This is a genomic window from Hyalangium gracile (genome assembly GCF_020103725.1).
Classification (GTDB): domain Bacteria; phylum Myxococcota; class Myxococcia; order Myxococcales; family Myxococcaceae; genus Hyalangium; species Hyalangium gracile.
In genome coordinates, this window is sequence record NZ_JAHXBG010000009.1 from 103,945 (window position 1) to 126,758 (window position 22,814).

Here is a 22,814-nt window from a genome sequence, read left to right on the forward strand (position 1 = left end):
GGTGTCTCCCTCAGTTCAGGCTGATCATCCGCGCGAGGATCTTCGCCACCTCGCGGGCCCGGGTGACGACCTGCTTGCCGTAGAGCTCCACCTCGGAGCCCTTCACGCGCAGGAAGGCCGAGGACGTCTGGAGCGTGGCGCCCAGGCGGGCCTTCAGCGAGAAGCGCTCCACCTCGGCGTTCACCGAGCCGTGGCGGTCCACGCGCAGCGCGCGGGAGGTCTGCACCACGCCCACCACCACGGGCGACTCCGAGCTCTCGACGAGCACCCGGGCGCCCTCCTCCAGCGCCTCGCGCACCAGGGCGGGATCCACGGAGGCATCCAGCGGCAGCACGCTCTCGCGGGCGCCGATGCGCACCCGCCAGCCCTGGGGCTCTTCCGCCAGGACGGTGGCGAGCAGGACGGCTCCGGCGGGCGCTGGAGCCGGGGCCTGCTTCCTCGGGGCGACGGGGCGGCGGGCACGCTGCCGGGCGGGCTTCATGGGCACTTCCTGGGGTGAGCGGTGGAGGGCAGTCTCATGGGGGTCTCTCCGGAGCGTCAAGGACGGCCTGGGTCGCCGCCCCTGGGCTTCCTCTACATGTCGCACAGCTCGATTCCGTCACGCGCATTCAGGAGGAAGCCCGCGCCGGCCGCCTGGAAGTTCTCCCCATCCGACGTCTGGGCGATGAAGTCCTCGCAGCCGATGACGAGCTTCTCACCGACGTCGAAGCTGTTGGCCTTGGCGTTGGGCTTGATGAGCTTCAGCTTGTTCTTCTTCCCGTCCCGCTTGAACAGCCCCTTGCGCCCACCGGCCACCCACAGCTCGTCGTTCCACCGGGCCACCGCCAGCAGGGGCCCGCGTGGCGCGGGGGCGGAGGCGATCTTCCCCCAGCCCTGCGAGGAGCCCTCCAGCAGGGTGCCCGCGCTGCCGGTGGCATAGAGCTCGTCCGGGCCGGCGACGAAGACGCTCAGGAGGATCTCCTCGGTCGGCGTGGGGAACTGCTTCCACTGACCGCCGTCCCAGCGGGCCACGCCCCCGTTCTCTCCCACGGCGTAGAGAAAGTTCCGGTCGAGCCCGTGAATGGCGCGAATGCCGAACTCGGGCGCCGGCAGCTCCTTCCACTTCTTGCCGTCGAAGCAGAACAGGTAGTTCTTCCCCTCGTACGAGCCGGCCCACGCCAGGACGAACTTGTCATCCAGTCCCCAGATGCCATCCAGCGACTGCCCCAGCTCGTGGGTCTTCCACTTCTTGGAGCTGTCCTTGGCGAGGATGTCCGGGTTGACGTACACGTCGCCCGCGGACAGGCCGCTGACGTAGACGACGCCGGCCGGTGAGCGCCACAGCCGGGTGAACCAGCCAGTGGAGCCGAAGTGGGACTGGACGGTGATCATCCCGCCCTTGCCCGGCTTGTGGGTCATCACCCAGCACTCCGCCTCCTCGGGCTTGTAGCCGCGCTCGTCGTCGTAGCGCTGGGCGAGATAGCAGCACTCGTCCGTCCCCGTGCCTTGGACGCTGTAGTAGTTGGTGGCGATGGCCATACCTGGTGCTCCTACCTAGATGGTCGTGTTCGAGGCATTGGTGTTCGTGAAGCCCGTCGGGGTCGTCTTCGGCTTGCCCGGCACTCGGCCTTCCATGGGCAACAGCCCACCATCCTTGGCCCGGTGGGTCGCCAGCCAGTTGGCTTGATACTCGAGACACTCTTCCTCGGTCGGGGACTTCTTACCCTTCCCCATGGGCCCGGTGTCGGCCTTCTTCTTCTGAAGCTCCTTGGTGCGCTTGTCGAGCGCCTTCTTCACGTCCGGGTCCCTGTTGATCTTGTCCCGTCGTGCCTTGGGCAGATCGCTGAAGGTCTTCGCCGGCCTGGCCCCCGGGGGCAGCTTCTTGTTGTGCAGGGCGATCTGCTCCTGGCAGGCCTTGGAGTTGGCGGCCACGGAGTACTTGTCCACCACGTCGTTGCGCATCTCATCGAGGCTCTGCTTCCACGCGTCGATGATGCACTCGACGACCTTCTGCTGCGCCTGCTTCAGCCCCTTCTTGCCGGAAGGAGAAGAGGGCTTCTTCCGGCCCGACCTGCCACTGCGTCCCGCCCTCTTGCCCTTGTTCTCCTTCTTCGCCAGCTCCTTCGCCTGACCCTCCCGGGCCTTGGCGATGAGTCTGGCCTTGGCCTTGCGCTCGGGGGTGATCGCGCCCCGGTCCTTGTCCTCCTCGGTGGGCTTGCCGTTGATGCGCGACTCGCCACCCTTGGCGGCGATCTCCGCCGTGCCACGAGCGCTGTTCTCGATGTCGGCCATCGTGGCCTTGGTGACGCCCTTGTTCTGGAGGTACTTCTTGTTCTGCTCCTCGCGCCGGGTGATCTCGAAGTGATCGCTGCCGGGATCATTGGACCGGCCCACGTGGTCCATGCAGAAGGCCTTGTTGTCCTGGTACCCGTAGCCTCCCGCGTGCTTGCCAGGCTCGCCTGGGATGTTGGTGCAGGTGTCGGCGCGTGCCCCCTGGTAGAACGCGTTCTGCGAGATGTGGCCCGACTGGGAGTTGGCCAGCGACCAGCTCTCCGGCCCCATCTCCTTCAGCGCGTTGGCGCTCTCCACGCACGAGCACGTCTTGCCATTCCTCGAGGCACAGTCGGGCTCGTGAGGCCGCTTCTTGCTGCCCCTCTTCTTGGCGTCCCCGTCGCGCTTGTCCCGGTAGTCCTTGCGCTCCTTGGCCTGGGCATCGGCGCGCTGATCGTAGGTGCCGAAGTTCTCCGGGTTGATGCCGCAGGCGACCAGCGCCGCGCGGCACGCGGCGGTCCAGAAGGCCCCCGCCCCACCTTTCAGCCAGATTCCCGGAGTCTGTCCCGACTTCCCCACGTTCGCTTCCTACCTGACTAGGTGCCCAGCGCGCTCTCGTTCAGCTCGACCTGGCTGCCCTCGATGGTGACCGAGGCGGCCCCCTCCACGAAGATTCCCGCGGACTTCACCACGACCTTCGACGGGCCACAGGTGAGGGTGATGGTGCCGCTGCCCTTGAGCTTGAGCTGAGGCGCCGTCACCAGCACCGGGCCGCCCGCGCTCAGGCTGTGGCTGCCGGAGATGTTCTGCTTCTGCGCGCCCGCGATGTTGAGGGCGATGGCCGCCTTGGCATCCACCGCGAGCGACTCCTTGGCATCCACCATGTAGATGCCCACCGTCTCCGCCTTGGCCGCGCCGGTGGTCTCCGCCTTGCCGCCACCGATGAGCTCCACGCGCGCGGCGCCCACCGTCTCCGTGGCCGCGCCGCCCACCGCGAAGGACACGCCCTTGAGCGAGTTGAAGGCCGCCAGCCCGCCCACCGTCTCCGTCACCGAGCCGTTCACCACGGTGTCCCACGTCCCGCTGCCTCCGCCCGTGGCGCCCGCCGCCCCCTCCGGAGCCGCGTCCCCTCCCCCACCGCCGCCCGCCGCGCCACCGCCCGCCGCGCCTCCCGCCTTCTGCGCCTCGCCGCCGCCTCCCAGGGCGAGCTGCGCCATGCCGGCCGCGATGCTGCCCGCGTCCGCCGCGCCCGCCGCGTTGGACAGCTTCCCCGCGGCCTGCCCGAGCTGGGCAATCTTCGGGTTGCCGCCAGCGAACATCGCCGCCGCGGGCCCCGCGAACTGGGCCGCCTCCCCGAGCGCCTGCCGCGCGCCCTGGAGCGCCGGCATGATGGGGCCCAGCAGCACCGCCTCGGCCCGGCTGGCCGCCGCCGCGGCAGCGCCCACCGCCGCGTTCACCGCCGCCTCCTTGATGGTCTCCAGCACCGCCGCCGCCGGGCTGCCCACCATGGTCATCTCCATGCCGCCCACGGTGAGGCTGAAGTCTCCGGCGATCTCCTCCGTGGCGCTGCCCGACACCTTCACCTCTCGCATCGCCCCCACGGAGAGCGAGCTGTCCCCGCCCACGCTGAGGCTCTGGTTGGACTCGACGGCGACCTTCTCGCTGGAGCCCACGCTGGCCTCGCGCTTGCCGTTCACGGTGTGCGAGACGTTGTGGCCCACGTTGAGCAGCTTGTTGTTCGCCGCCTTCACGAGGATGTCGTGCTGGCTGTGGACGGTGACGCTCTCGGCGCCCGCGGTGTCGTCGAAGATGACCTCGTTCACGCCCCCGCCGCCCGGCGAGGAGAGGGAGCTGTGCCCCGTCTGCGCCTTGCCCGCGGGCAGCTCCGCCGGAGGGGTGAAGAAGGGGTTCCACACCTTGCCCAGGCACACCGGCCGGTCCGGGTCTCCGTCCTCGAACTCGACCAGCACCTCCCAGCCGATGCGGGGGATCATCATCGAGCCGGTGGTGTGGGCCTGGACCACGCGCACCCAGCACGAGGTGCGCTCGTCGAGCTGGCCCTCCAGGTCCCACGGGAACTGGAGCTTCACCCGCCCGTGCTTGTCACAGTGGATCTCCTCACCCGCCGGCCCCGTCACCCGCGCTGTCTGCACGCCCCACACGCGCGGCTTGGGTGTGCGCCGGGCCGGGCGGAACGCCTGCTCGGAGGGGATGGCCTCGAAGTCCACCTGGTAGAGCCAGGCGCCGGACTCCACCAGGGGCCGGTGCTGCTCCATCTCCTCCTCCAGCCTGAGGTGGAAGCGGACGGCGGTGAGGAAGTACTCGCCGCTGGAGACGGGATGCTCCACGAGCTGGAAGCGGCGCCCCGGCTCCGCGAAGAGCGCGTCCGTGCGGCCCCGCACCGTCACCCGGGGCGTGCGCAGCTCGTCCAGCCGCACCTGGGCGCGGCGCTTGCCTTCGGCGTTGGCCCGGTAGCCTCCAGGGTACTCGTACCACTCGCGCGTCATCGCCTCCTGAGCCTCGGCGCTCACCAGCAGCGAGGAGCTCGGGCGCAGCATGTCGTAGTCGTTGACGGTGGCCTTCGCCGGCCGCAGCCGCGTCTCCGCCTGGAAGTCCCACACCCGGGGCACCGCCCCGTCGTGCTGAGGGAAGAACGTGAACTCCAGCTCCTCCGGCGCCAGCGAGTCCACCCCGCTGCTCTGGTCCTCGAAACGCATCCGCGTCTCGTCCGGCGTGTGGCTGAAGGCGAAGAAGATGCCCTCGTCCTCCAGCAGCCGGCTGAGGAAGTCCCAGTCCGTCTCCCCGTACTGCACGCAGTACTCCCGCTTCGGGTACGAGCCGGTCAGCCCCTTCCAGTCGAACTGCTTCTCCTCCAGCCCCGCGTCCTTGCAGAGCTGCTGGACGATCTGCTGCGTCGTCTTCTCCTGGAAGATGCGGAACCCGGAGCGGTTGGACAGGACCAGGTACGGCTCGGGAGCGACGACGACGCGGTAGCGGGTGCGCGTCTCCTCCCCGGGCTCGCCCCGGGACGCCGCCAGCGACAGCTCCTCCACCACGCCGCCCACGCTGCGCGCTCCGCCTCCGGGGGACTCCAGGAGCAGGTACACCCGAGCGCCCGGCATGGAGTCCACGTCCACGTCCTGCCCGGAGAAGTCCACCTCATATCGGTAGGGCCGGGAGACCTCTTCCCTGCCGCGCACCGCGTGCACGGTGAGCGCGCCGTCATGCCCGCTGAGGAGGAGGGTGGCTCGAAGCCTCTGATCGTCGGCCATGCGTGCCCCTCAGTTGCTCTCGTGGATGAGCTTGGAGCTCAGCTTCTTCACGCCATCGAGGTTGATCTTCGAGGACTTGATCTTCACCCCGGTGGGGGTGACCTCGATCACCGAGCCGCCGATGCGCAGCACCACCTTGGACTTGCCGGTGATGTTGATGTTCGCCGCCTTGACGCTCAGCCCGCCGCCCGCGGTGATGGCCAGCGCCGCGCCGGCCTTGTCCACCCGGTTGCCGCCCACCTTCACCTGCTCGGCCGCGGCGTTCATCGCGTAGGCGGCGCCGCAGGACACGGCCATCGTCTTGGACTTCACCATCTTCAGCGCGCCCACCGTCTCCACCCGGGCCGTGCCGCACGTCGTGGAGCGGCTCATGGCGCAGACCTCCAGCCACGCGGCGCCCACCGTCGTGTTCGCTCCGCCCACCACCTTGCGCTGGTAGCCGGAGATGCCGGTGAAGCTCTGGAGCCCTCCTACCGTGCGCGACAGCGAGCCCTGCGTGTTCTCCGTCAGGTCTCCTCCCACGGTGAGGTTGCGCGCTCCGCCGATGCTCACGGTGGCGCTGCCTCCCACGCCCTCGTTCAGGTCCGCGCCCACGTTGATGCTCTGGTTGGCACCCACCTCCAGCGAGCGGTTCGAGCTGATCTGCTCGGTGAGGTTGGCCCCCACCTTCATCGAGCGGTTGCTGCCCACCTCCGCCTTCTCGTCCACGAGCACCCGCCACGAGGCGTCGTGCTCCACCGACAGGGTGAGGTCGTGCGAGGCGTTGAGGAAGATCTCCTCCGCCCCAGCCGTGTCCTCGAAGCGCAGCTCGTTGGCTCCAGGGCCACCGCCCGTGGTAGCCGTCTGGATGGAGCTCATCGTCGCGTGGTCCGGGAGCGGGTACGGCGGCGGCGCCTCGCCGTTATAGAGGTGGCCGGTGACGAGCGGCCGGTCGCGGTCGCCCAGCTCTCGGTCCACCAGCACCTCGAAGCCCACGCGGGGGACGATCATCGACCCGCCCAGCGCCAGCTGCCCTACCCGCAGCCACGGCGAGCTCCGGTCGTCCGTGATGCCGGAGCGGTCCCACGGGAAGCGCACCCGCACCTCGCCGCGCTCGCTGCCATGCAGCTCCTGGCCCGAGGGCCCCGTGACGAAGGCCACCTCCACGCCCGGCGCGGGCGACTCGGGCCGCAGCTCCGGCCGGAAGGGCTTGTCGTGGGGAATGGCTCGGAAGGTGTTCTCGTACGTCTCCTCGAGGGCACCGCCCTCGCCCTGACGCACCCCACCCCGGTGCACCACCGAGAGCAACAGCAGCTCTCCGTTGAGCTCGATGCGAGTGTGGCCGTCGAGGACCACGGTGCGCCCGGGCTCCAGGAAGGGGCAGTCCGTCGTCCCCTCCTTGAGCAGGGTTGGCACCTGGAGCCGCTCCACGTGCCGCTTCGCGAGCCGCTTGCCCTCCGCCAGCTCCTCGAAGCCGCCGGGGTGCAGGTACACCTCACGGCCGCGCGAGCCATCGGCCTTCTCCGTGTGGCTCAGGTCCACCGCGGGCCGCTTCGCGTCATAGTCACGCACCATCACCTGGTCCGCGGCGGCGGCGTGGCGCTCCCGCAGCTTCAGGACGGTGTCCTCGGCGGTGGTGGTGCCGCTGCGCTCCACCAGCACCGTCTCACCCTCGATGGGCGCGAGCCCACCCGGGTTGTCGAAGAAGACGAGCGTCTCGGCCGCCTCGTCATTGCGCACCGCGAAGACGATGCCCTCGCGCGCGAGCAGACGCCGGATGAAGTCGTAATCGCTCTCGTTGTACTGCGTGATGGCGTCGTACTTCGGGTAGGAGGCCTCCAGGTGCCAGGACTGCATGTCCTCGGAGAGCTCCGCCCGCTTCAGCACGTCCTTCACGATGTCCGGGATGCTCAGCTGCTGGAAGAGGCGCACGTCCTGCCCCAGCTCGAGCAGGTGCAGCTTCGTGCCCACCTCCAGCCTCAGGCGGAAGCGCCCGGGCTGGAAGGCCTCGAGGCTGGCGGCGTGGATGACGCCGTGGAAGGCCCGCTCGGGCACGCCCTCTCCCGAGAGGATGGCGAGCCGCACGGGCTTTCCCGGCAGCTCGGCGGCCTCCACCAGCTCCTCCGCCTCCAGCTCCACGGAGCCGCGGCTGCCCTCGGACAGCGCCTCCTCCAGCGTGAAGCGGACGACACGCCAGGCGGACAGCTCCACCCCGTCGATGGACAGCAGGAACTCGAGGACCCGACCTTCCGCCACGTGACCCCCTCACTTGTACTTGATGGTGCCCTTGATCTTCAGCTGGGCCCCATCTCCGCCCACCTTGCCACCCTTGAGCTTCATGGAGCCGGGGGTGGCGTCGATCTTCGCGCCCGCGTCCAGGGTCGCCTTGCCCACGTTGATGGTCACCGAGCTGCCGGAGATGTTGAAGTCCCCACCGCATTGGATGGCCATGGGCCCCCCCGTGGTGATGGCCATGGCCGCCTCGGCCGCGAACGTCACGTCCTGCCCCGTCTTGATCTTCACCGCGCCGGCCGTGAGCAGCTTGCCCACCCCGATGTTCTCCGCCTTGGCCTTGGCGACGACCTCCAGCCTGGCGCCGGCGATGGTCTCCGTCTTGTTGCCCGCCACCGCCTCGGTGATGGGGCCCACCGAGTTGATGCTCAGCACGCCGCCCACCTGGGTGGTGAGGTCCGCGTTGAAGGTCTCCGCCACCTTCTGGGCCAGCACGTTCTTCAGCCCGCCGATGTCCTCGCTGCGCGCGCCCTTCACGTTGATGGCGTGCATGGCCGACACGCCCCACTGGTCCACCGCGCCCACGTCCACCGTCAGCGAGCCGGCGATGTCCTCCACCCGCTCGCCGGTGATGCTGGCGCTCTGGTTGGCCCCCACCGAGAGCGTCTCCGTGGCGCCGATGCTCGCCGTGAAGTCGGCCTTCACCTGCACCGACTCGTCCACGGCGATCTGCTCGGTGAGGTTGTGGCCCGCGGTGACGGACAGGTCCTTCTGGGCGTGCAGGAAGAACTCCATGCCTCCGTTGCCGTCGTTCATGCGGAGCTCGTTCGTCCCTCCGCCGCCCGGCGTGGTCGACGACTGGAGCGAGCTCTGCATGAGGTTGTCCGGCAGGGCGTACGGCGGCATCGTCTCCGCGTTGTAGAGCTTCTGGAGCACCACCGGCCGGTCCGGGTCTCCGTAGTGGAAGCCCACCTCCACCTCCCAGCCCACGCGCGGGAGGATCTGGCTGCTGGCGGTGTTCTGCTGCTGGACGCGCAGCCAGCACGAGGCGGTGTCATCCATCTTCCCCTCGCGGTCCCAGTAGAACTTCACCTTCACGCGCCCGAACTCGTCGACGTGGATCTCCTCTCCCGGAGGGCCGGTGACGACCGCGGACTCCTTGCCCACCACGCGAGGGCGGGGCGTGACGCGCGGGGCCCGGAACTCCACGTCGCTGGGAATGGCCTCGAACTCGGCGCGGTAGCGGCCCGCCTCGTCCGCCACCGTCCCCGCGGTGGGGTCCTCGAACAGGTGGCGCACCTCGAGCAGCAGGTACTCTCGGTTGATGGGGTCCGGCTGGGCGTCGAAGAGCAGGAAGCGGCGCCCCGGTGAGAACCGCAGGCTGGGCGTCGTCCCACGCAGCACGCGCTGGCGGACACGGACGGCGGCCAGCCGATCCTCCGCGCGGCGCTTGCCCGCGGCGGCGCTGTTGAACCCCGCGGGGAACTCGTAGAGTTCCAGCCCTCCCTTCCCCTGCGCTCCCAGGGACGCCTCCTGGGGCTGCTGGGGCGTGCGCCAGTTCCAGTCCCGCAGCGTCATCGCGTCCGGCACCAGCCGGGACGAGTAGGTGACGTGGGTGACGATGTCCCGGACGGCCTCCTGCTCGTCCCAGCTGGCGAAGGGGAAGCCGGGCACGCCCTCGATGGCCTCATGCACCGCCGCCGAGTCCGCCAGGTGGAGCACGTGGCCCGTCTCCGAGTGCTCGAACCAGAAGAAGATGCCCTCGTCCTCCAGCAGCCGCAGCACGAAGGCCAGCTCGCTCTCCTTCCACTGCGTGCAGTACTCACGCTCGGGCCCCTCGGTCGCGCTCCAGGCCACCTCCTCGTCCGGGATGCCGGCTCCCTGGAAGACTTCCTGGATGACCTTCACCACGCTCTTCTGCTGGAAGATGCGGCTGCGGACGCGGTGCGCGAGCCCCTGCAGGCGAGGCATCAGCAGCAACCGGTAGGCGAACAAGTCCCCGCGACGCTCCAGGTACTCGGCCTGCTCGACGAAGCCATGGAAGGCGCGGGAGGAGCCATCATCCGCGGCGATGACGACGGCCGCGTCCGTGCCCGGCATCTTCGCCAGCTCGAGCTCCGGGTCCGCGCAGACGAAGTCGACCTCGGCCACGAAGAGGCGCGACAGCCCTTCTTCCACGCGCAGGCGCGACACCCGCGTCTCCGCAGGCACCTGCGCATGGGAAATCAGGGCCTTCAAGCGCATACCGAGCTGCCTCCAGCCACCGGGTCCCCTGCTGCCGCCCCATGCACGGGCAGCCTATCAGGGAGCGCTCGCTTCCAGGCGTCTTCCAGCCAGGCTGGATCAGAACAGCTTCCACCACTTCTTCTTCGGTGGCTCGTTCGGCTCCTGGGGCTCCTCGGGCTTGGGGGGCCCCCCAGGTGCCGCGGTACCACTGGAGGGTGGAGTCGGCGCGACGGTGGCCGTCCCCGGCTGCGCGGCGGCAGGAGCCTTGGGCCTGGGCGGCAGCACCGTCTTGCGCCCGTACTTGCGCTCCAGAGCCCGGGCCTTGTCCTGGAAGGCCTTGCCCTTGGTCGGGTCCACCATGGCCACGTAGTTCGCGAAGCCCACCACGGAGGCGATGACGTCCGTCGAGCCGTTCCACTTCTTGCCCTCGGGCCCGCTCTTCTCGAGCTGGTGCAGCAGCGCCCGGAAGCGCCGCAGCGTCTCGCGATCCACGCCAGGCTTGTCGTTGACGACGACGCCCGTCACCTCCTGCTGCCCGCCCCGCCGCAGCACCCGCGTCTTCTCCGGGTGCGGGAAGAAGCCCTCGTGGCGGATGACGAACCGGGCCAGCCGCAGCATCTTCCCCACGTCCCCCGTCCCGCCCCTGGGCACCGAGAACGTGAGGTCATCCGCGTAGCGCGTGTAGGTGAAGCCCAGCTTGCCGGCCGCGCCCTTCAGCCGCCGGTCGAGCCGCCGGCACAGCAGGTTCGTCAGCGCCGGAGAGGTGGGCGCGCCCTGCGGGAGCCTGCGGCCTCCCTGGGCCACGAAGTAGCGCTGTCCGTCCAGCTCCACCTCTTCCATGTCGGGCTCGGTGCACAGCAGCGAGAGCGCCGTCGCCGTGGCCTCGCTGTACCCCAGCTTCACGAAGAAGCCCTTCACGCGCGGGTACACCACCGTGGGGAAGAAGTCCTTCAGGTCCAGGTTCACCACCACGGCGGCGCCCACGTGGGGCCGCGCGTTGCTGACGATGGAGCGCCCTGGCCGGAAGCCGTGCGCCGCCTCGTGCATCGGCACCTTCTCCAGCAGGTTCTTCAGCACCCAGTGCTGCGCCGCCTTCAGCCGAGGCAGAGGCGCGGAGATGAGCCGCAGGCCGCCCGTCTTCTTCGGCAGCGCGAAGCGCACGTAGTTCGTCTTCGTGGACACCGTCCGCGCGTAGCACAGCGCCCGGAGCTGCCCCACCGACAGCCCCAGCGCCTGCGCCAGCGCCTCGGGCGTCTCCAGCCTGGGCAGCCCCTGGCGCTCCAGCTTCGGCGCCTCCGGCGTGCGGTGGTTCAGCCCGCCCGACACTCCGCGCCCCAGGAAGAGGATCTCCCTGGCCTTGCGCGCCTTCCACGCCTCGGCCCGAGCCACCCGCTCGCGCTCGCGGCGCTCCTTCGTCTCCTTCTGCCGGGCCTTGCTCTCCGCGAGCCGCTTCTTGCGCAGCTCCTTCTTCAGCTTCTCCAGGTTGCCCAGGCGGGCCTGCTCGGAGGTGAGCGCGCGGATCTGCTTCTCCAGCTCCGCCTTGCGGTGCACCTCGTCCCGCGGGTCCCCGGGGACGCCGCTGCGCGCGGGCCAGAAGCCCAGCCGCACCATGTCCTCCAGGACGAACTCCTCCTTGGAGATGGACTGGATGCGCTCGTACAGCTCCTGCCGATTTCGCGGGGGTTGTTGGGCCATGGGCTCTCACGAAGAGCTGGGAGGGTCCGTCCACGCGGCGGTCCGAGAGCACCTTCGTACTGCTCTCAGGACTGGCTCGTCTCGACTCAAGCCGTACCCCCTACCCCGGGCGCTATGGATTTACGGAATCCAAACCGCCATACGCCTGGGGTAGGGAGGTACGGCACAGTCAAGAGCGGGCCAGTGATGCATCACAGGCCATCAGGCAAGGACGGCGAAACGCCGTCCGGGTTGCAAGGTACCGCCCTCTGACCGCCGCGTGCGCGAACCCTCCCATTCTTCATGTCCGATACGACTTCGAGTGCTGGAGCCGGAGCGCGAGCAGGTGCTCGCAGGGCCCCTTGAACAACTTGTTCTGCTGGAAGAAGTTGCAGGTGCACTCGGCGGAGACCATACGCTGATCCCCATCGAGCCGCAAAGCCGCGCGATGCACCTTGCTCGCGTCCTTCACCGTCCCGCGCAGCTCCAGCGAGCCATCCACATTCGAGGGCCGTCCCTCCACCGTCACCGCTCGCGCCTCGAGGAAGCGCGTGGCCTTCTCCTCGCGCTCGTTGGAGAACCGCAGCTTCTCCATGGGCAGCGGCTCGCGGCTCAGCTCGCGCGCCCGGTACACGTTCTTGTTCAGGTCCCAGATGGCCCGGCCCGCCTGCGTGTACGCGCCCAGCGCTCCGAGCACCGTGGCCCGGTCCAGCCCCAGCCGCGATGCCAGCGCGTCCGGTGACTCGCGCCACGTCTCCTTCAACGCATCGAAGACGCGGCGCCGGGTGAACTCGTCCACCGCCGTGCGCGGCGCCATCAGGTCGAAGTTGCCCGCCGTGGACCAGTCGTTCGCCGTCCACCCGGAGAGCCCCAGCGTGAAGGACAGATCGCCCAGGTCCGCCACGTAGAAGGACGGCATCCCGCTGCCGAGCAGGTGCACGGTGAAGCGCTTCGCCACGGGGATGAGCCGCTCGAGGATGAGCAGGCGGCGGCGGCCCCAGACGCGGATGTCGTGCGTGCCCTCGCCCTCGAAGATGGAGCGCGGGCACGTCACCTCGAGGTTCCACGGCTCGAAGACGACCTTCACCGGCTGCCCGGGCGTCAGCTTGTACCGCATGGAGCGCGGACCCTTCTTCTCCTTGCGCCGCTTGAGCACGAAGAGGAAGTTGTGCACGTCCATGGGGTGCAGGCTCACGCGCGTGGCCTGCAGGCTCATCGCCGAGTTCACCTGCAGGAACCCGCGCACCCACGAGTCCGGCAGATCGATCTTCACTTCCTTGTACGCCGCGTCCGAGCCCGTCTGCGTGGTGAAGCCCGTGGGGTCCACCTCGAAGCGCGTGCGCTTGTACGAGCGGATCTTCTGGAACTCGTCATAGAGCGGCGACGAGTAGTCGATGTTGGTGGTGCCGCAGGAGAACTCTCCGACGTTCTGGAACACCTCGTAGCTGGCGCCGAGCCGGCCGTAGCTGGACTCGTCCTGGCTGAAGCACTCGAAGAAGGCCTCGTCCGGGTGGACGGTGATGACCGGGTCCAGCACGAACCAGAAGTCCCTGTTCTTCTCGTAGAGGTAGTTGAAGTAGCGCTGGCGCGCCTGCATGAAGGGGCGCATCCGCGTGGCGCTCTGCCGCTCCAGCTCCGCCAGCTCCTCGCGCAGCCCCTTCAGGCGGCTGGCCACCGCCTGGCGCTGGGCGAGGATGGAGTCGATGTCCCGGTCCTCCTGCCTGGCCGCCCAGGCCTTGTAGGCCGTCTTGTCCTTGGGCTTGAAGCGCAGGTCCGACACCACCACGCTGTGCAGCGCGGAGATGGCCTCGCGGAAGGCCACGTTCTGCCTCAGCTCCCCCGAGAAGTACGTGGGCGGGCGCTTGGTGTCCGGAGAGAAGGACAGCTCGGTGCGGTCGCCCCGGTTCTCGACAGAGCTGTTGCCCCGATAGGCGTACTCAAACTCCACGACGGACCTCCACCGGCTTCAAGCGCACGGGCAGTGGGATGGCGGGCTGCGCCTTTCCGATGGCGAGCATGGCCTCCAGCGCCGCGGCGCGATTCTCTATAGCAATCGTCGCTGACAATCGGTGGAGCACGTCCATGGCCTGGCGGCCAGCCACCTCGTTGCGCTGGCCCTCCTTGCGGAGGAACTCCAGCACGCGGCCTCGGGCGGCGCGCCCCTTGTTCACCTGGCTCAGCACCCGGACGAAGTAGGGCACCAGCTTCTCCACCAGGCTCGCGTTGCCGCTGGCGAAGCGCTCCAGGTAGTGCGTGGCGAAGAGCTGCACCGGCGGCGCGGGGTGCTCGGACAGGCGCAGCAGCAGCTGCGGCCCATCCGAGTCCCGGAAGGAGCGCGCCAGCATCTCGCGCCCGAACGTCTGCACGTCCGGCCTCACGCTGTCGGCCACGGAGACGAGCACCTCCAGCGTGTAGTCCTCGGGAGCGAAGCGCTCGCGGAAGTAGCGGAAGGCGAAGGCCCGCGCGTCATCCCAGCGCGTGTCGAGCAGCTGCACCGCGGTGGGCAGCTCGGCGCGCACCTGGGGCAAGTGCCCCTCGAGCCAGCGCCAGGCCCACTCGCGCACCTGGAGCACGTCGTGGCCCGCCAGCTTCACCGCGCGCGCCACATCCACGGCCAGCGCGTCGCCCCGCTTCTCGAGCAGCTCGCCGCCCAGGGCCTGGGCGGTGGCATCCTCCGAGTCCAGCAGGCGCCACACCGTCTCGGCGGGAATGGCCTGGAACGCGGCGGCCAGCTCGCTGGTGAGCAGCGTCTTCACGTGCTCCGGCACACCCTCGGGCAGCCGTCGGCGCAGCAGCGCCCCCACGAGCGTCTCCACCACCCGAGCCCCCGCCGCCACATCCAGCGTGACGAGGCGGCCGATCAGCGGACGGATGCCCTGGCGGACATCCGGGTGAGGGCTGGAAGCCAGCCGTCCGAGCACGGCCTCGTTCGCGAGGAACGCCGCGTCCGGCATCTTCCCCAGCAGGCGCAGGCCCAGGGTGCGCAGCGAGGCGCTCGCGGACTCCAGCAGGTGGCCGAGCACCTCGGGAGGCACCGGCTCGGTGCGCAGGTCCCGACGCAGCAGCAGCTCGCCGCCCAGCTCCTGCACCTCGACGAGCGGATGGCGCAGCAGCTCGATGAGGGTCTCCGTTCCCGGAGGCCGTCCCAGGGGCCCCAGCGCGGCGAGCACGAGCTGCTTCACGTCCGCGGCGAGCGGCCCATCGTTCGGACCCAGCTTCCGCGCCGCCTGGAGCAGATGGCGGATGAACGCCTCGGCCACATCGTCCGGGAGCACGGAGCCACGCAGCAGGGCGGCGACGTACTGTCGGGTCTCCGTCTGGGGCGAGATGGCGAGCGCGGCGAGGAAGGACAGGTCCTTCAGCAGCACGTCGCGCAGCGCATCCAGCCACCGGAAGGCCTGCTGGCGGGCGGGAGCGTACGGAGAGCGCGCCGCGGCGAGCACCAGCTCCCGAGGCTCTCCCCGCGCGTTCACCCGCTGCACGGCGAGGTCCAGTCCGAGCTGGGCCGTGGGCGCGTAGGGCTTGTCGAGCATCATCGCCACGGCGTCCGCATCGAGCTGGGCGAGGAACGCGGGCATGGAGCGCAGCGCGCGAGCCGCGACCGTGTGCACGGGCGCGCAGCGGCTCTCATCCACCAGGTGCATCAGCCCCTGCGGAGTGCGGTCCCACAGCTCGGGGAAGCTCTCCTCACGCTCGCGCACCTCCTCGTTCGAGCGAGGCTTCCACTTCGCGTAGAAGGCGAGCTTGTGGTCCACGGGCACCAGGCGCCGGCTGCGCCCGTGCAGCAGGTGGTTGAAGGCCCAGTAGGGAGCGAAGGCCTCCCAGTGGTGCTCCTCGCGGTTGCGGCCATAACCCGAGGTCGTCGTGAACTCCGCGACGGCATCCGCGTCATTGAAGGCCAGCAGCACGCCCACGGCCATCTTCACGAAGTCCTGCTCCCCGAGCTGTCCCAGCCGGCGCAGCGTGCGCCAGATGCGGCGGCGCAGGAACAGGCGCGTGGCCTTCGCGAAGCCGTCGCGGGAGCTGCGGTTCGTGGCACGCTCCTTCTCGTAGCGCCAGGCGATGAGGCCGAACACCTCGCCGTCCCGGCGGTACTCGGCCATCTTGAAGACGTGGCGCAGCGCCTTCACCGCGCTGCGCTGGAAGGGCGCCGTGCGCAGCACGCGCAGCAGCGCGGGGCGCATCACCGGCGAGTCCACCAGGTACACCGTCTCCAGGACGGCGTACGGCTCCTTGCCACCGGCGGCCAGGTGCTTGTCCAGCGCCTGCCCGAAGGCCTCGGCACTGTTGCCCTGAGCGGCATCGCGAAGCGCCGGAGGCAGCTTGCCCAGCTGGTCCTGGCGGAACTCGGCGCGAGTCGCCTCATCGGAGAGCTGGAGCAGCGCCTCGGTGGCGATGCGGCGCACCATGTCCGGGGTGCCCGGGTCTCCATACAGCCGCCCGAGCGCGGACACGGACTGGGACGAGCCCAGGCGCCCGAGCGCCGCCGCGATGCAGTAGGCGCGCAGCGGCGTCGCCCGCTCCAGCATGGGCAGGAGGATGGGCTCGGCGGCGCGCACACGCAGCTCGCCCACCCGCCAGATGACACGCTCCAGCGGCCGGGGCTGCGCACGTACCTCGGTGCTGCGGAACCAGCGGCGGGTGCTGACCTCCTGCGTGAGTTGCTGCAGCAGGGTGGCCTCGCGAGCCGAAGCCCCCGGAGGCGGTCCGGCCGGGGCCGCCGCCGCGCCTCCTGCGGTGGCACCAGGAGCAGGGACCGTGGGCCGAGGAGGCGGAGGAGGAGGCAGTCCAGTGGAGGGATGACCCGCGCGGACGTAGCCGGTGTCCAGCTTGGACTGGACCTGCTTGTCGAAGGCCTTGCGCGCCTCGGCCATGGACACGGGCGTGGGCGTCTTGGTGCCGTCCTTGAGGGCGGTGCCGCGCCGGCCATAGCGGAAGTTGACGACGTACTGGCCCGCCCCCACCTCGAGCAGGTCCACCTCGTACACCTTGTCGCTCTTCCCTTCCTGGAAGAGCAGGGTCACCTGCTCGATGAGCTTCACGTCAGTTCACCAGCTTCTTGATGTCGCCATAGGCGCGGTAGAAGCCGCCGCGAGCCGACTCGCGCACGCCCTCGACCACGAAGCGGGAGCCCGCCTCCCGGATGTCCTTGGGGAACTGCACGTGCCAGTTCTTGTTGTAGCCCGGAGACGTCACGCGCACGCGCACCTGCCCGCCATCCTCATAGCACTCGACGATGACACCCGAGCCCGCGCTGCGAGTCGTCTCCACGGTTCCCACCTGGGCGGCGGCCAGCGGCTTGGGAGCCTTGACGGTGACGGGCTTGGGAATGGTGCCCTTCTGCGCGGCCTGGATGGCGGCCTCGCTCGCGTCGATGCAGGCCAGGGCGCCCTCGGTGGTAACCAGGTAGAGCCGGTCCTTGAAGAACTGCATCGAGAACGCCGAGCCGCAGCCGGTGGACAGCTTCCACAGCCGCTCGCCCTTGTCGTTGAAGCAGTAGATGCTGGACATGTTGTCGCCGGCGAAGACGTACTTGCCGTCCTCCACGGCGGCGCAGGAGAACACGGCCGAGTCGCACTTCATCACCGGCCCGGCCTCGCCCTTCTTGGAGAAGCGGTGCACGTAGCCGGTGTTGGTGCAGGCGTAGATGGTGGACTCCTCCTGCCAGCCGAACATCACGTGGCCCTGGGTGGGCCTGGACCAGATCTCCCGGCCGTCCTCCCAGTCGTACATGGTCACGCCCTTGGCGTGGCCGTGGTACATGCCGACCTCGTCACAGCGCACCATCCACGCGTGGGTGCCCTTGCTCTGGCGGGACCAGACGGACTCGTCCTCGTGGTTGATGGCGGTGAGCTTGCCGTTGGCGTCGGACACGCCGAGCACGGCGTCCTTGATGTCGAGCCAGAAGATGTCCACGTCGTCGGCGATGGCGTACGCCTTGCGAGGCACCTTGCCGCCGAGATCGTACACGTTGCCGTCATCGCAGCCGGCGTAGAGCCAGCGGTCGTCGGCGACGATGCACTTGACGCCATCGGGCAGGCGGAACTGGTCGAGCACCTTGCCGTCATGGCTGAGCGAGTAGATGTTGCCGCTCTCGTTGCCGACCCAGCAGCGCGCATCGTCGACGAAGATGCCGAAGGCGCGGTCGCCGGTGGCGAACTTCCAGCGGATGGGAGCCTGGTTGGCGGAGGAGGTGCCGCTGGTGATCTCGCGGCGGGTGACAGCGCGCTTCTTGCGCTGGCCCATGACGGCGGGCGCGTAGCCCTTCTTGGTCTTCTCGGCGATCTTCTTCTGCGCCTCGGCGAGGGCCTTGTCGGCGCTGGGGAAGTCGCTGACCTTGAGCTGGCCGGAGTCCCCGATGCGTCCGTAGCGAATGGAGAGCTTCTTGCCCTCGACCTTCACCTCATAGAACTTGTGTGAGCTGCCGCCGTCTTCCGAAAGCTCCAGGTACGTCGTCTGATCAGCCATTCCCTTGGTCCCCTCATGGCGAACGACGCGGAGCGTAGCCTTTAGGACTGACATTTCGGAAGACCCTTGCCATCCTGCCTCGCACCCACCTGATCCGTGCCCGTACAGGCTTGGTCGACCGAGCCGCGTCACGGATGATGAGGAGGCGTTGCTTCGCCTCAAGGCACGCCACTGCCCCCTGAACAAGCGTTGAGTCCCCCATGCGCTGACACTAGGATGGAGAGACCTGATCCCGCTTCGCCATGAAAGACGATAACGCTCCTCTCCCACGCGAGGCCGAGTTCCTTCTTTACCAGACCGAGGACGGTCGAACCCGCGTCGAGGTCCGCTTCGAGGGGGAGACTCTGTGGCTGACGCAAGCAGCCCTCGCGGCGCTCTTCCAGACCACGCCTCAGAACATCACTCAGCACATCGCCGCCATCTATGCGGAGCGCGAGCTGGAGGAGGACGCAACTTGTAAGCCGTTCTTACAAGTTCGCGAGGAGGGAATGCGGCGCGTCCAACGCAGCCTCAAGCACTACAACCTCCCGATGATTCTGGCGGTTGGTTACCGGGTCCGCTCGCACCGCGGAACGCAGTTCCGCCAATGGGCGACCGCTCGCTTGGATGAGTACCTTCGCAAAGGCTTCACACTCGACGACAGCCGCCTGAAGAACCCGCCAGGCCCCGGTGTCCCGGATTACTTCAACGAGCTGCTTGCGCGCATCCGCGACATCCGGTCGTCGGAGAAGGTCTTCTGGAAGAAGGTGCTGGAGATCTACTCGACCAGCATCGACTATGACCCGCACACCGAGTCGTCCCAGCTCTTCTTCGCTACCGTGCAGAATAAGATGCACTGGGCCGCCCACGGTCACACCGCAGCCGAGATCATCATTGCCCGAGCGGATGCTGCGAAGCCAAACATGGGCCTGACCTCGTGGGCAGGAGATGTCCCTCGCCGGGCCGATGTGGCCGTGGCAAAGAACTACCTGATCACGGAGGAGCTCGAAGCACTCAACCGCATCGTCAACGCCTACCTGGAGTTCGCGGAGCTCCAGGCGCTGAGCCGCAAGCCCATGTACATGTCCGATTGGATCTCGAAGCTCGACGACTTCCTGCGTCTATCAGAGCGGGAGGTCCTCCAGAATGCTGGCTCGATCTCGCGAGAGACAGCTGTGGCAAAGGCCGAGCATGAGTACGCGCGCTTCTCGGCCCAGCGTGCGAACAAGCCATCTCCAGTCGAGGCACACTTCGCGAACGCCATCACTGAAGTCCGGCAGCTCGAGAAGCAACGAACCTCGCGCCCCAAGGGGCGCAAGAAGCCGTGAGCAGCAATGCTCTAGCCGGCACACACTCGGAGCTATGGGCTGGGCGAGCTCGCGGCACCCTCTGGCGCCTCGGGGACGACGACCTCACGCACCACCGAGCGCGAGGCGCCGTCGAACTCCAGGTCCAACAGCCGGCCCGAGTGCTTCTCCGCCAGCCCGAACCGCAGCCGCCAGTAGTTCGGACGGATCTGCACCGCCTCTCGGTTATCCGCCAGCGCGTAGCCCTGCATCCGGGCGTACTCCTCGCCGGCCTGTAGCACCTCGCGGTAGCCCAGCTCCGACTGCACGGTCGGCGAGGCAGGAGGCTGTGGAGGACGCTCGGCCGCCGTCGTGGCGCACGCAGCGGCAAGCAGGCAGGAAACCATCAAGGAGGTCAGGCTCAGGCGGCTCATACCCCGAGGTAGAGCATCCGCCGTGCCAGTGCCACTCCAAAGCCCTGGGACTGAAGGGGGCGCAAAGCCTGCGCCCTCCTCCACCGGCGCGCAGGACGTTCGCGCCGGCAACCGCCACCCCACCGAATCAGGTCTTGTTCGGCAGCGGGACGCCCTGCTTCACCACCACCTCGTCGATGATGCCGTACTGCCGAGCATCCTCGGCGCTCATGAAGTAGTCGCGCTCCGTGTCCTTCTCGATGCGCTCGATGCTGTGGCCCGTGTGCTTCACCATCAGCCCGTTGAGGTAGGCCTTCAGGCGGAGGATCTCCTTGGCCTGGATGTCGATGTCCGTGGCCTGGCCCTGCGCCCCGCCCAGCGGCTGGTGGATCATGATGCGCGCGTTCGGCAGCGCGTACCGCTTGCCCTTCGTCCCCGCCAGCAGCAGCAGCGCCGCCGCCGACGCCGCCTGCCCGATGCAGATCGTCGACACCGGACACTTCACGTACTGCATCGTGTCATAGATGGCCAGACCCGCCGTCACCACGCCGCCCGGTGAGTTGATGTAGATGTTGATGCCCTTGTCCGGGTCCTCGGACTCCAGGAAGAGCATCTGGGCGACGATGACGTTGGCCACCTCGTCATTGATGGGCGTGCCCAGCAGGATGATGCGGTCCTTCAGCAGCCGGCTGTAGAGGTCGTACGCCCGCTCGCCGCGGTGCGTGGTCTCGATGACAAAGGGGACGTTCATGGCTCCCCTACCCTAATCTCCCCCGCCCCCGCACGCTCGCCTGTTCTTCACGGACCGTACGCTGCGATACGATCGGCCCCCCGCCCCTCGGGTGGGAGCCCCATGGACGCCTCCGAAATCGACGCCATCCTGACCGCCACCCTGGCGGACCGGCAGCTCACCCGCTCCGAGCGCCGCGCCCTCCAGACCGTCCTCGAAGACAGGCGGGCAAGCGAGGCCGTGCTCGCCCTGTTCCGCTCCCGCGCCTTCGCCCTGGCGAGGGACTCGGTGACCGACCCTCGCGCCCGCCAGGTCATCTCCTGGCTCGAGGAGACCGTCCAGGCCCTGCTGCCCACCCGCCGAGTCCCCGATGCCTCGCGCATGGAGGCCCACTTCTCCCCCGGCGACGGGCCCCTGCGCGCCATCGTCAAGCTGATTGGCGAGGCGCGCGGATCCATCAATGTATGTGTCTTCACGGTGACGGATGATCGCCTCACCCGCGCCCTCCTCGAGGCCCACCAGCGCGGCATCCGGGTGCGCGTGGTGAGCGACGACGACAAGTCGATCGACCCCGGCTCGGACATGGAGCGCCTGCGCGAGTCCGGCATCCCGGTCCGCCTGGACCGCGCCGAGGCCCACATGCACCACAAGTTCGCCGTGTTCGACCGGCTGCGCCTGCTCACCGGCAGCTACAACTGGACGCGCTCGGCCGCCGACGTGAACCACGAGAACGTGCTCGTCTCGGACGACCCGAGGCTCGTCCAGCCCTTCTGCCGGGCCTTCGACGACCTGTGGACCGCGCTGGAGTAGGGCTCGCTCAGGGCAGCGGACGGAACGAGGTGAAGAAGCGCTCGGCCTCTCCTGGCGCCGCCAGCCGCTGGTCGTACTGCGCGCGCAGGATGTAGCCACGGTCCTCGCGCAGCCCGAACCAGTACTCCTCGCGAACCTCTCCGCGCGTCACCGCCGAGTCCCCCGAGAAGACCAGGTGACGCCCCGCGATGCCCGCCAGCTCTCGCGGCTCGTCGCTCCTGGCGGGATTGCGCTGCGCCCGGACCTGGGCGGCCAGCGCGCTCCGGATCTCCTCGAGCACCTGCTCCCGCTCCGCATCCGTCGTCGGTGGCGACTCCAGCTTCCAGGTCGTCACGCTGTAGTCGTGCTCCTCCCAGAGGCGCACCCCGTGCGTCTCCCCCTCCTGCCGTGAGCTCCGAGCAGGCCCATGCAGCGCCGTCCAGCGCGCGGGAGCCGCGTCCGGCATGAGGATGGAGAAGCCGGCTTTCGCGTCCTTGTACGAAGACCACTCGGGCGCTTTCGGAGTCCGGCCGCTGCCCACCGTCAGGATGCCCACGAGCACCAGGACGATGCCCATGAACCACAGGGAGAACAGCCCCAGGCTCGCCAGGATGGACGGCGGGTGCATGCGGACGCGCAGGTGCACCTCCTGCATGGTCCGGACGTATTGCTTGAGCCGGTTGTCGCCCTTGACCGCGTTGGAGATCAGCTCGCCCACCGCCGTGTACAGGGAGCGCAGCGAGGACTCGTCCATCTCCAAAGGCTCGCGGTCCACCTCGGGGCTGGAGGCGCGCAGCTCCTTCACGATGCGCAGCACCTTCCACTGCCGGGGCAGGGAGATGAGCAGCAGCCCGGCCATGATGCCCAGCGCCCACGTCCCCAGCAGGAGCGCCAGCCCCAGCATGCCCAGCGCCGCGAAGAAGGTGAACGCGAGCTCCAGGAAGCGGTTGCGGCTGAAGATCAACAGCTGGAAGAGCTTGCCTCCGTCCAGCGGAGACATCGGCAGCATGTTGAAGGCGTTGAGGAGCAGCATGATGAGCCCCAGGTGCGCCAGCAGGTGAGACGGCTCGAAGGCGCTCCTCACCAGCAGGAAGGTCCCCACCACGAGGCCCGGCACCGGGCCCATCATCAGCACCAGCGCCTCCTTCCAGGCCTTCGCGCTCGCGTTCCGGCCGGAGACCGCCGCGCCAAAGAAGGGGACGAAGAACATCTGCACGTCCTGGAAGCCGAACAGCTTCATCCCCGCCCAGTGCCCCATCTCATGGAAGAGCAGCACGCCGATCAGCAGCGCCACGCCCTTCCAGCCCTGGTCCCCCTGCTTCGCCGCCAGGGCGAACAGCCCGATCGTCACCACCAGGAGCAGGATGCTCTGCCGGGAGCGCTGCGGGGAGAGGAAGCCCGAGCGCACCGCCGCGTACTCGCTCTCGGCCGCATCCACGGCGGCGACGGGGGGAGCCCCCTCTGGCGGAGCGGTCGGGGCTGGACGGGGGGCTTGGAGCGCGGCGGACATCGTCTC

The 22,814-nt window shown here is 68.9% G+C and carries 15 protein-coding genes; 2 read left to right on the forward strand and 13 right to left on the reverse strand.

Annotation, left to right across the window (positions count from 1 at the left end; all coding sequences use genetic code 11):
• Nucleotides 1–10 precede the first annotated feature (10 nt).
• From KY572_RS19790 to KY572_RS19835, 10 genes are all read right to left on the reverse strand, one after another.
• Nucleotides 11–481 carry a hypothetical protein gene (locus KY572_RS19790; protein ID WP_224244452.1) on the reverse strand — a complete coding sequence of 157 codons (471 nt, stop codon included), beginning with the start codon at nt 479–481 and terminating at the stop codon, nt 11–13.
• A gap of 92 nt (nt 482–573) precedes the next feature.
• A complete protein-coding gene (locus KY572_RS19795; RefSeq protein WP_224244453.1) occupies nt 574–1,518 on the reverse strand; it encodes a WD40/YVTN/BNR-like repeat-containing protein in 945 nt (314 codons plus the stop codon).
• Between the two features lie 15 nt (nt 1,519–1,533).
• A complete protein-coding gene (locus KY572_RS19800) occupies nt 1,534–2,829 on the reverse strand; it encodes a hypothetical protein (protein ID WP_224244454.1) in 1,296 nt (431 codons plus the stop codon).
• A gap of 17 nt (nt 2,830–2,846) precedes the next feature.
• The gene (locus KY572_RS19805) at nt 2,847–5,522 is read right to left on the reverse strand and encodes a type VI secretion system Vgr family protein (protein WP_224244455.1); all 2,676 of its coding nucleotides are present in this window, start codon (nt 5,520–5,522) and stop codon (nt 2,847–2,849) included.
• A 9-nt stretch (nt 5,523–5,531) separates the two neighbouring features.
• Nucleotides 5,532–7,757, reverse strand: a complete 2,226-nt coding sequence (locus KY572_RS19810; RefSeq protein WP_224244456.1) for a type VI secretion system Vgr family protein — start codon at nt 7,755–7,757, stop codon at nt 5,532–5,534.
• 9 nt (nt 7,758–7,766) lie between these two features.
• Nucleotides 7,767–9,977: a type VI secretion system Vgr family protein gene (locus KY572_RS19815; RefSeq protein ID WP_224244457.1), complete on the reverse strand. Its 2,211-nt coding sequence runs from the start codon at nt 9,975–9,977 to the stop codon at nt 7,767–7,769.
• Between the two features lie 99 nt (nt 9,978–10,076).
• A complete protein-coding gene (locus KY572_RS19820) occupies nt 10,077–11,654 on the reverse strand; it encodes a reverse transcriptase family protein (RefSeq protein WP_224244458.1) in 1,578 nt (525 codons plus the stop codon).
• Nucleotides 11,655–11,934: 280 nt separating this feature from the next.
• Nucleotides 11,935–13,581, reverse strand: a complete 1,647-nt coding sequence (locus KY572_RS47825) for an SWIM zinc finger family protein (protein WP_224244459.1) — start codon at nt 13,579–13,581, stop codon at nt 11,935–11,937.
• Nucleotides 13,571–16,675: a WGR domain-containing protein gene (locus tag KY572_RS19830; RefSeq protein WP_224244460.1), complete on the reverse strand. Its 3,105-nt coding sequence runs from the start codon at nt 16,673–16,675 to the stop codon at nt 13,571–13,573. Before KY572_RS19830 ends, KY572_RS47825 begins: the two co-directional genes overlap by 11 nt.
• 1 nt (nt 16,676) lies before the next feature.
• Nucleotides 16,677–18,101 (reverse strand): WGR domain-containing protein, encoded by a 1,425-nt coding sequence (locus tag KY572_RS19835; RefSeq protein WP_224244461.1) that lies wholly within the window; start codon nt 18,099–18,101, stop codon nt 16,677–16,679.
• Between the two features lie 242 nt (nt 18,102–18,343).
• Between KY572_RS19835 and KY572_RS19840 the strand changes: the two genes are divergently transcribed.
• Entirely contained in the window at nt 18,344–19,408 is a 1,065-nt protein-coding gene (locus KY572_RS19840; RefSeq protein WP_224244462.1) for a virulence RhuM family protein, read from the forward strand.
• A gap of 32 nt (nt 19,409–19,440) precedes the next feature.
• Here the strand turns inward: KY572_RS19840 and KY572_RS19845 are convergent, their stop codons facing one another.
• Entirely contained in the window at nt 19,441–19,800 is a 360-nt protein-coding gene (locus KY572_RS19845) for a hypothetical protein (protein ID WP_224244463.1), read from the reverse strand.
• 127 nt (nt 19,801–19,927) lie between these two features.
• Nucleotides 19,928–20,530 (reverse strand): ATP-dependent Clp endopeptidase proteolytic subunit ClpP, encoded by a 603-nt coding sequence (clpP, locus tag KY572_RS19850; RefSeq protein WP_224244464.1) that lies wholly within the window; start codon nt 20,528–20,530, stop codon nt 19,928–19,930.
• Between the two features lie 102 nt (nt 20,531–20,632).
• Between clpP and KY572_RS19855 the strand changes: the two genes are divergently transcribed.
• Nucleotides 20,633–21,319, forward strand: a complete 687-nt coding sequence (locus KY572_RS19855; RefSeq protein ID WP_224244465.1) for a phospholipase D-like domain-containing protein — start codon at nt 20,633–20,635, stop codon at nt 21,317–21,319.
• Between the two features lie 7 nt (nt 21,320–21,326).
• Here the strand turns inward: KY572_RS19855 and KY572_RS19860 are convergent, their stop codons facing one another.
• Nucleotides 21,327–22,808, reverse strand: a complete 1,482-nt coding sequence (locus KY572_RS19860) for a site-2 protease family protein (RefSeq protein ID WP_224244466.1) — start codon at nt 22,806–22,808, stop codon at nt 21,327–21,329.
• Between the last annotated feature and the right edge of the window lie 6 nt (nt 22,809–22,814).

Coding starts and splice junctions, on each gene's coding strand:
- KY572_RS19790 (WP_224244452.1), bottom strand. CDS start 481: ATGAAGCCCGCCCGGCAGCGTGCCCGCCGCCCCGTCGCCCCGAGGAAG.
- KY572_RS19795 (WP_224244453.1), bottom strand. CDS start 1,518: ATGGCCATCGCCACCAACTACTACAGCGTCCAAGGCACGGGGACGGAC.
- KY572_RS19805 (WP_224244455.1), bottom strand. CDS start 5,522: ATGGCCGACGATCAGAGGCTTCGAGCCACCCTCCTCCTCAGCGGGCAT.
- KY572_RS19815 (WP_224244457.1), bottom strand. CDS start 9,977: ATGCGCTTGAAGGCCCTGATTTCCCATGCGCAGGTGCCTGCGGAGACG.
- KY572_RS19820 (WP_224244458.1), bottom strand. CDS start 11,654: ATGGCCCAACAACCCCCGCGAAATCGGCAGGAGCTGTACGAGCGCATC.
- KY572_RS19835 (WP_224244461.1), bottom strand. CDS start 18,101: ATGGCTGATCAGACGACGTACCTGGAGCTTTCGGAAGACGGCGGCAGC.
- KY572_RS19840 (WP_224244462.1), top strand. CDS start 18,344: ATGAAAGACGATAACGCTCCTCTCCCACGCGAGGCCGAGTTCCTTCTT.
- KY572_RS19845 (WP_224244463.1), bottom strand. CDS start 19,800: ATGAGCCGCCTGAGCCTGACCTCCTTGATGGTTTCCTGCCTGCTTGCC.
- clpP (WP_224244464.1), bottom strand. CDS start 20,530: ATGAACGTCCCCTTTGTCATCGAGACCACGCACCGCGGCGAGCGGGCG.
- KY572_RS19855 (WP_224244465.1), top strand. CDS start 20,633: ATGGACGCCTCCGAAATCGACGCCATCCTGACCGCCACCCTGGCGGAC.
- KY572_RS19860 (WP_224244466.1), bottom strand. CDS start 22,808: ATGTCCGCCGCGCTCCAAGCCCCCCGTCCAGCCCCGACCGCTCCGCCA.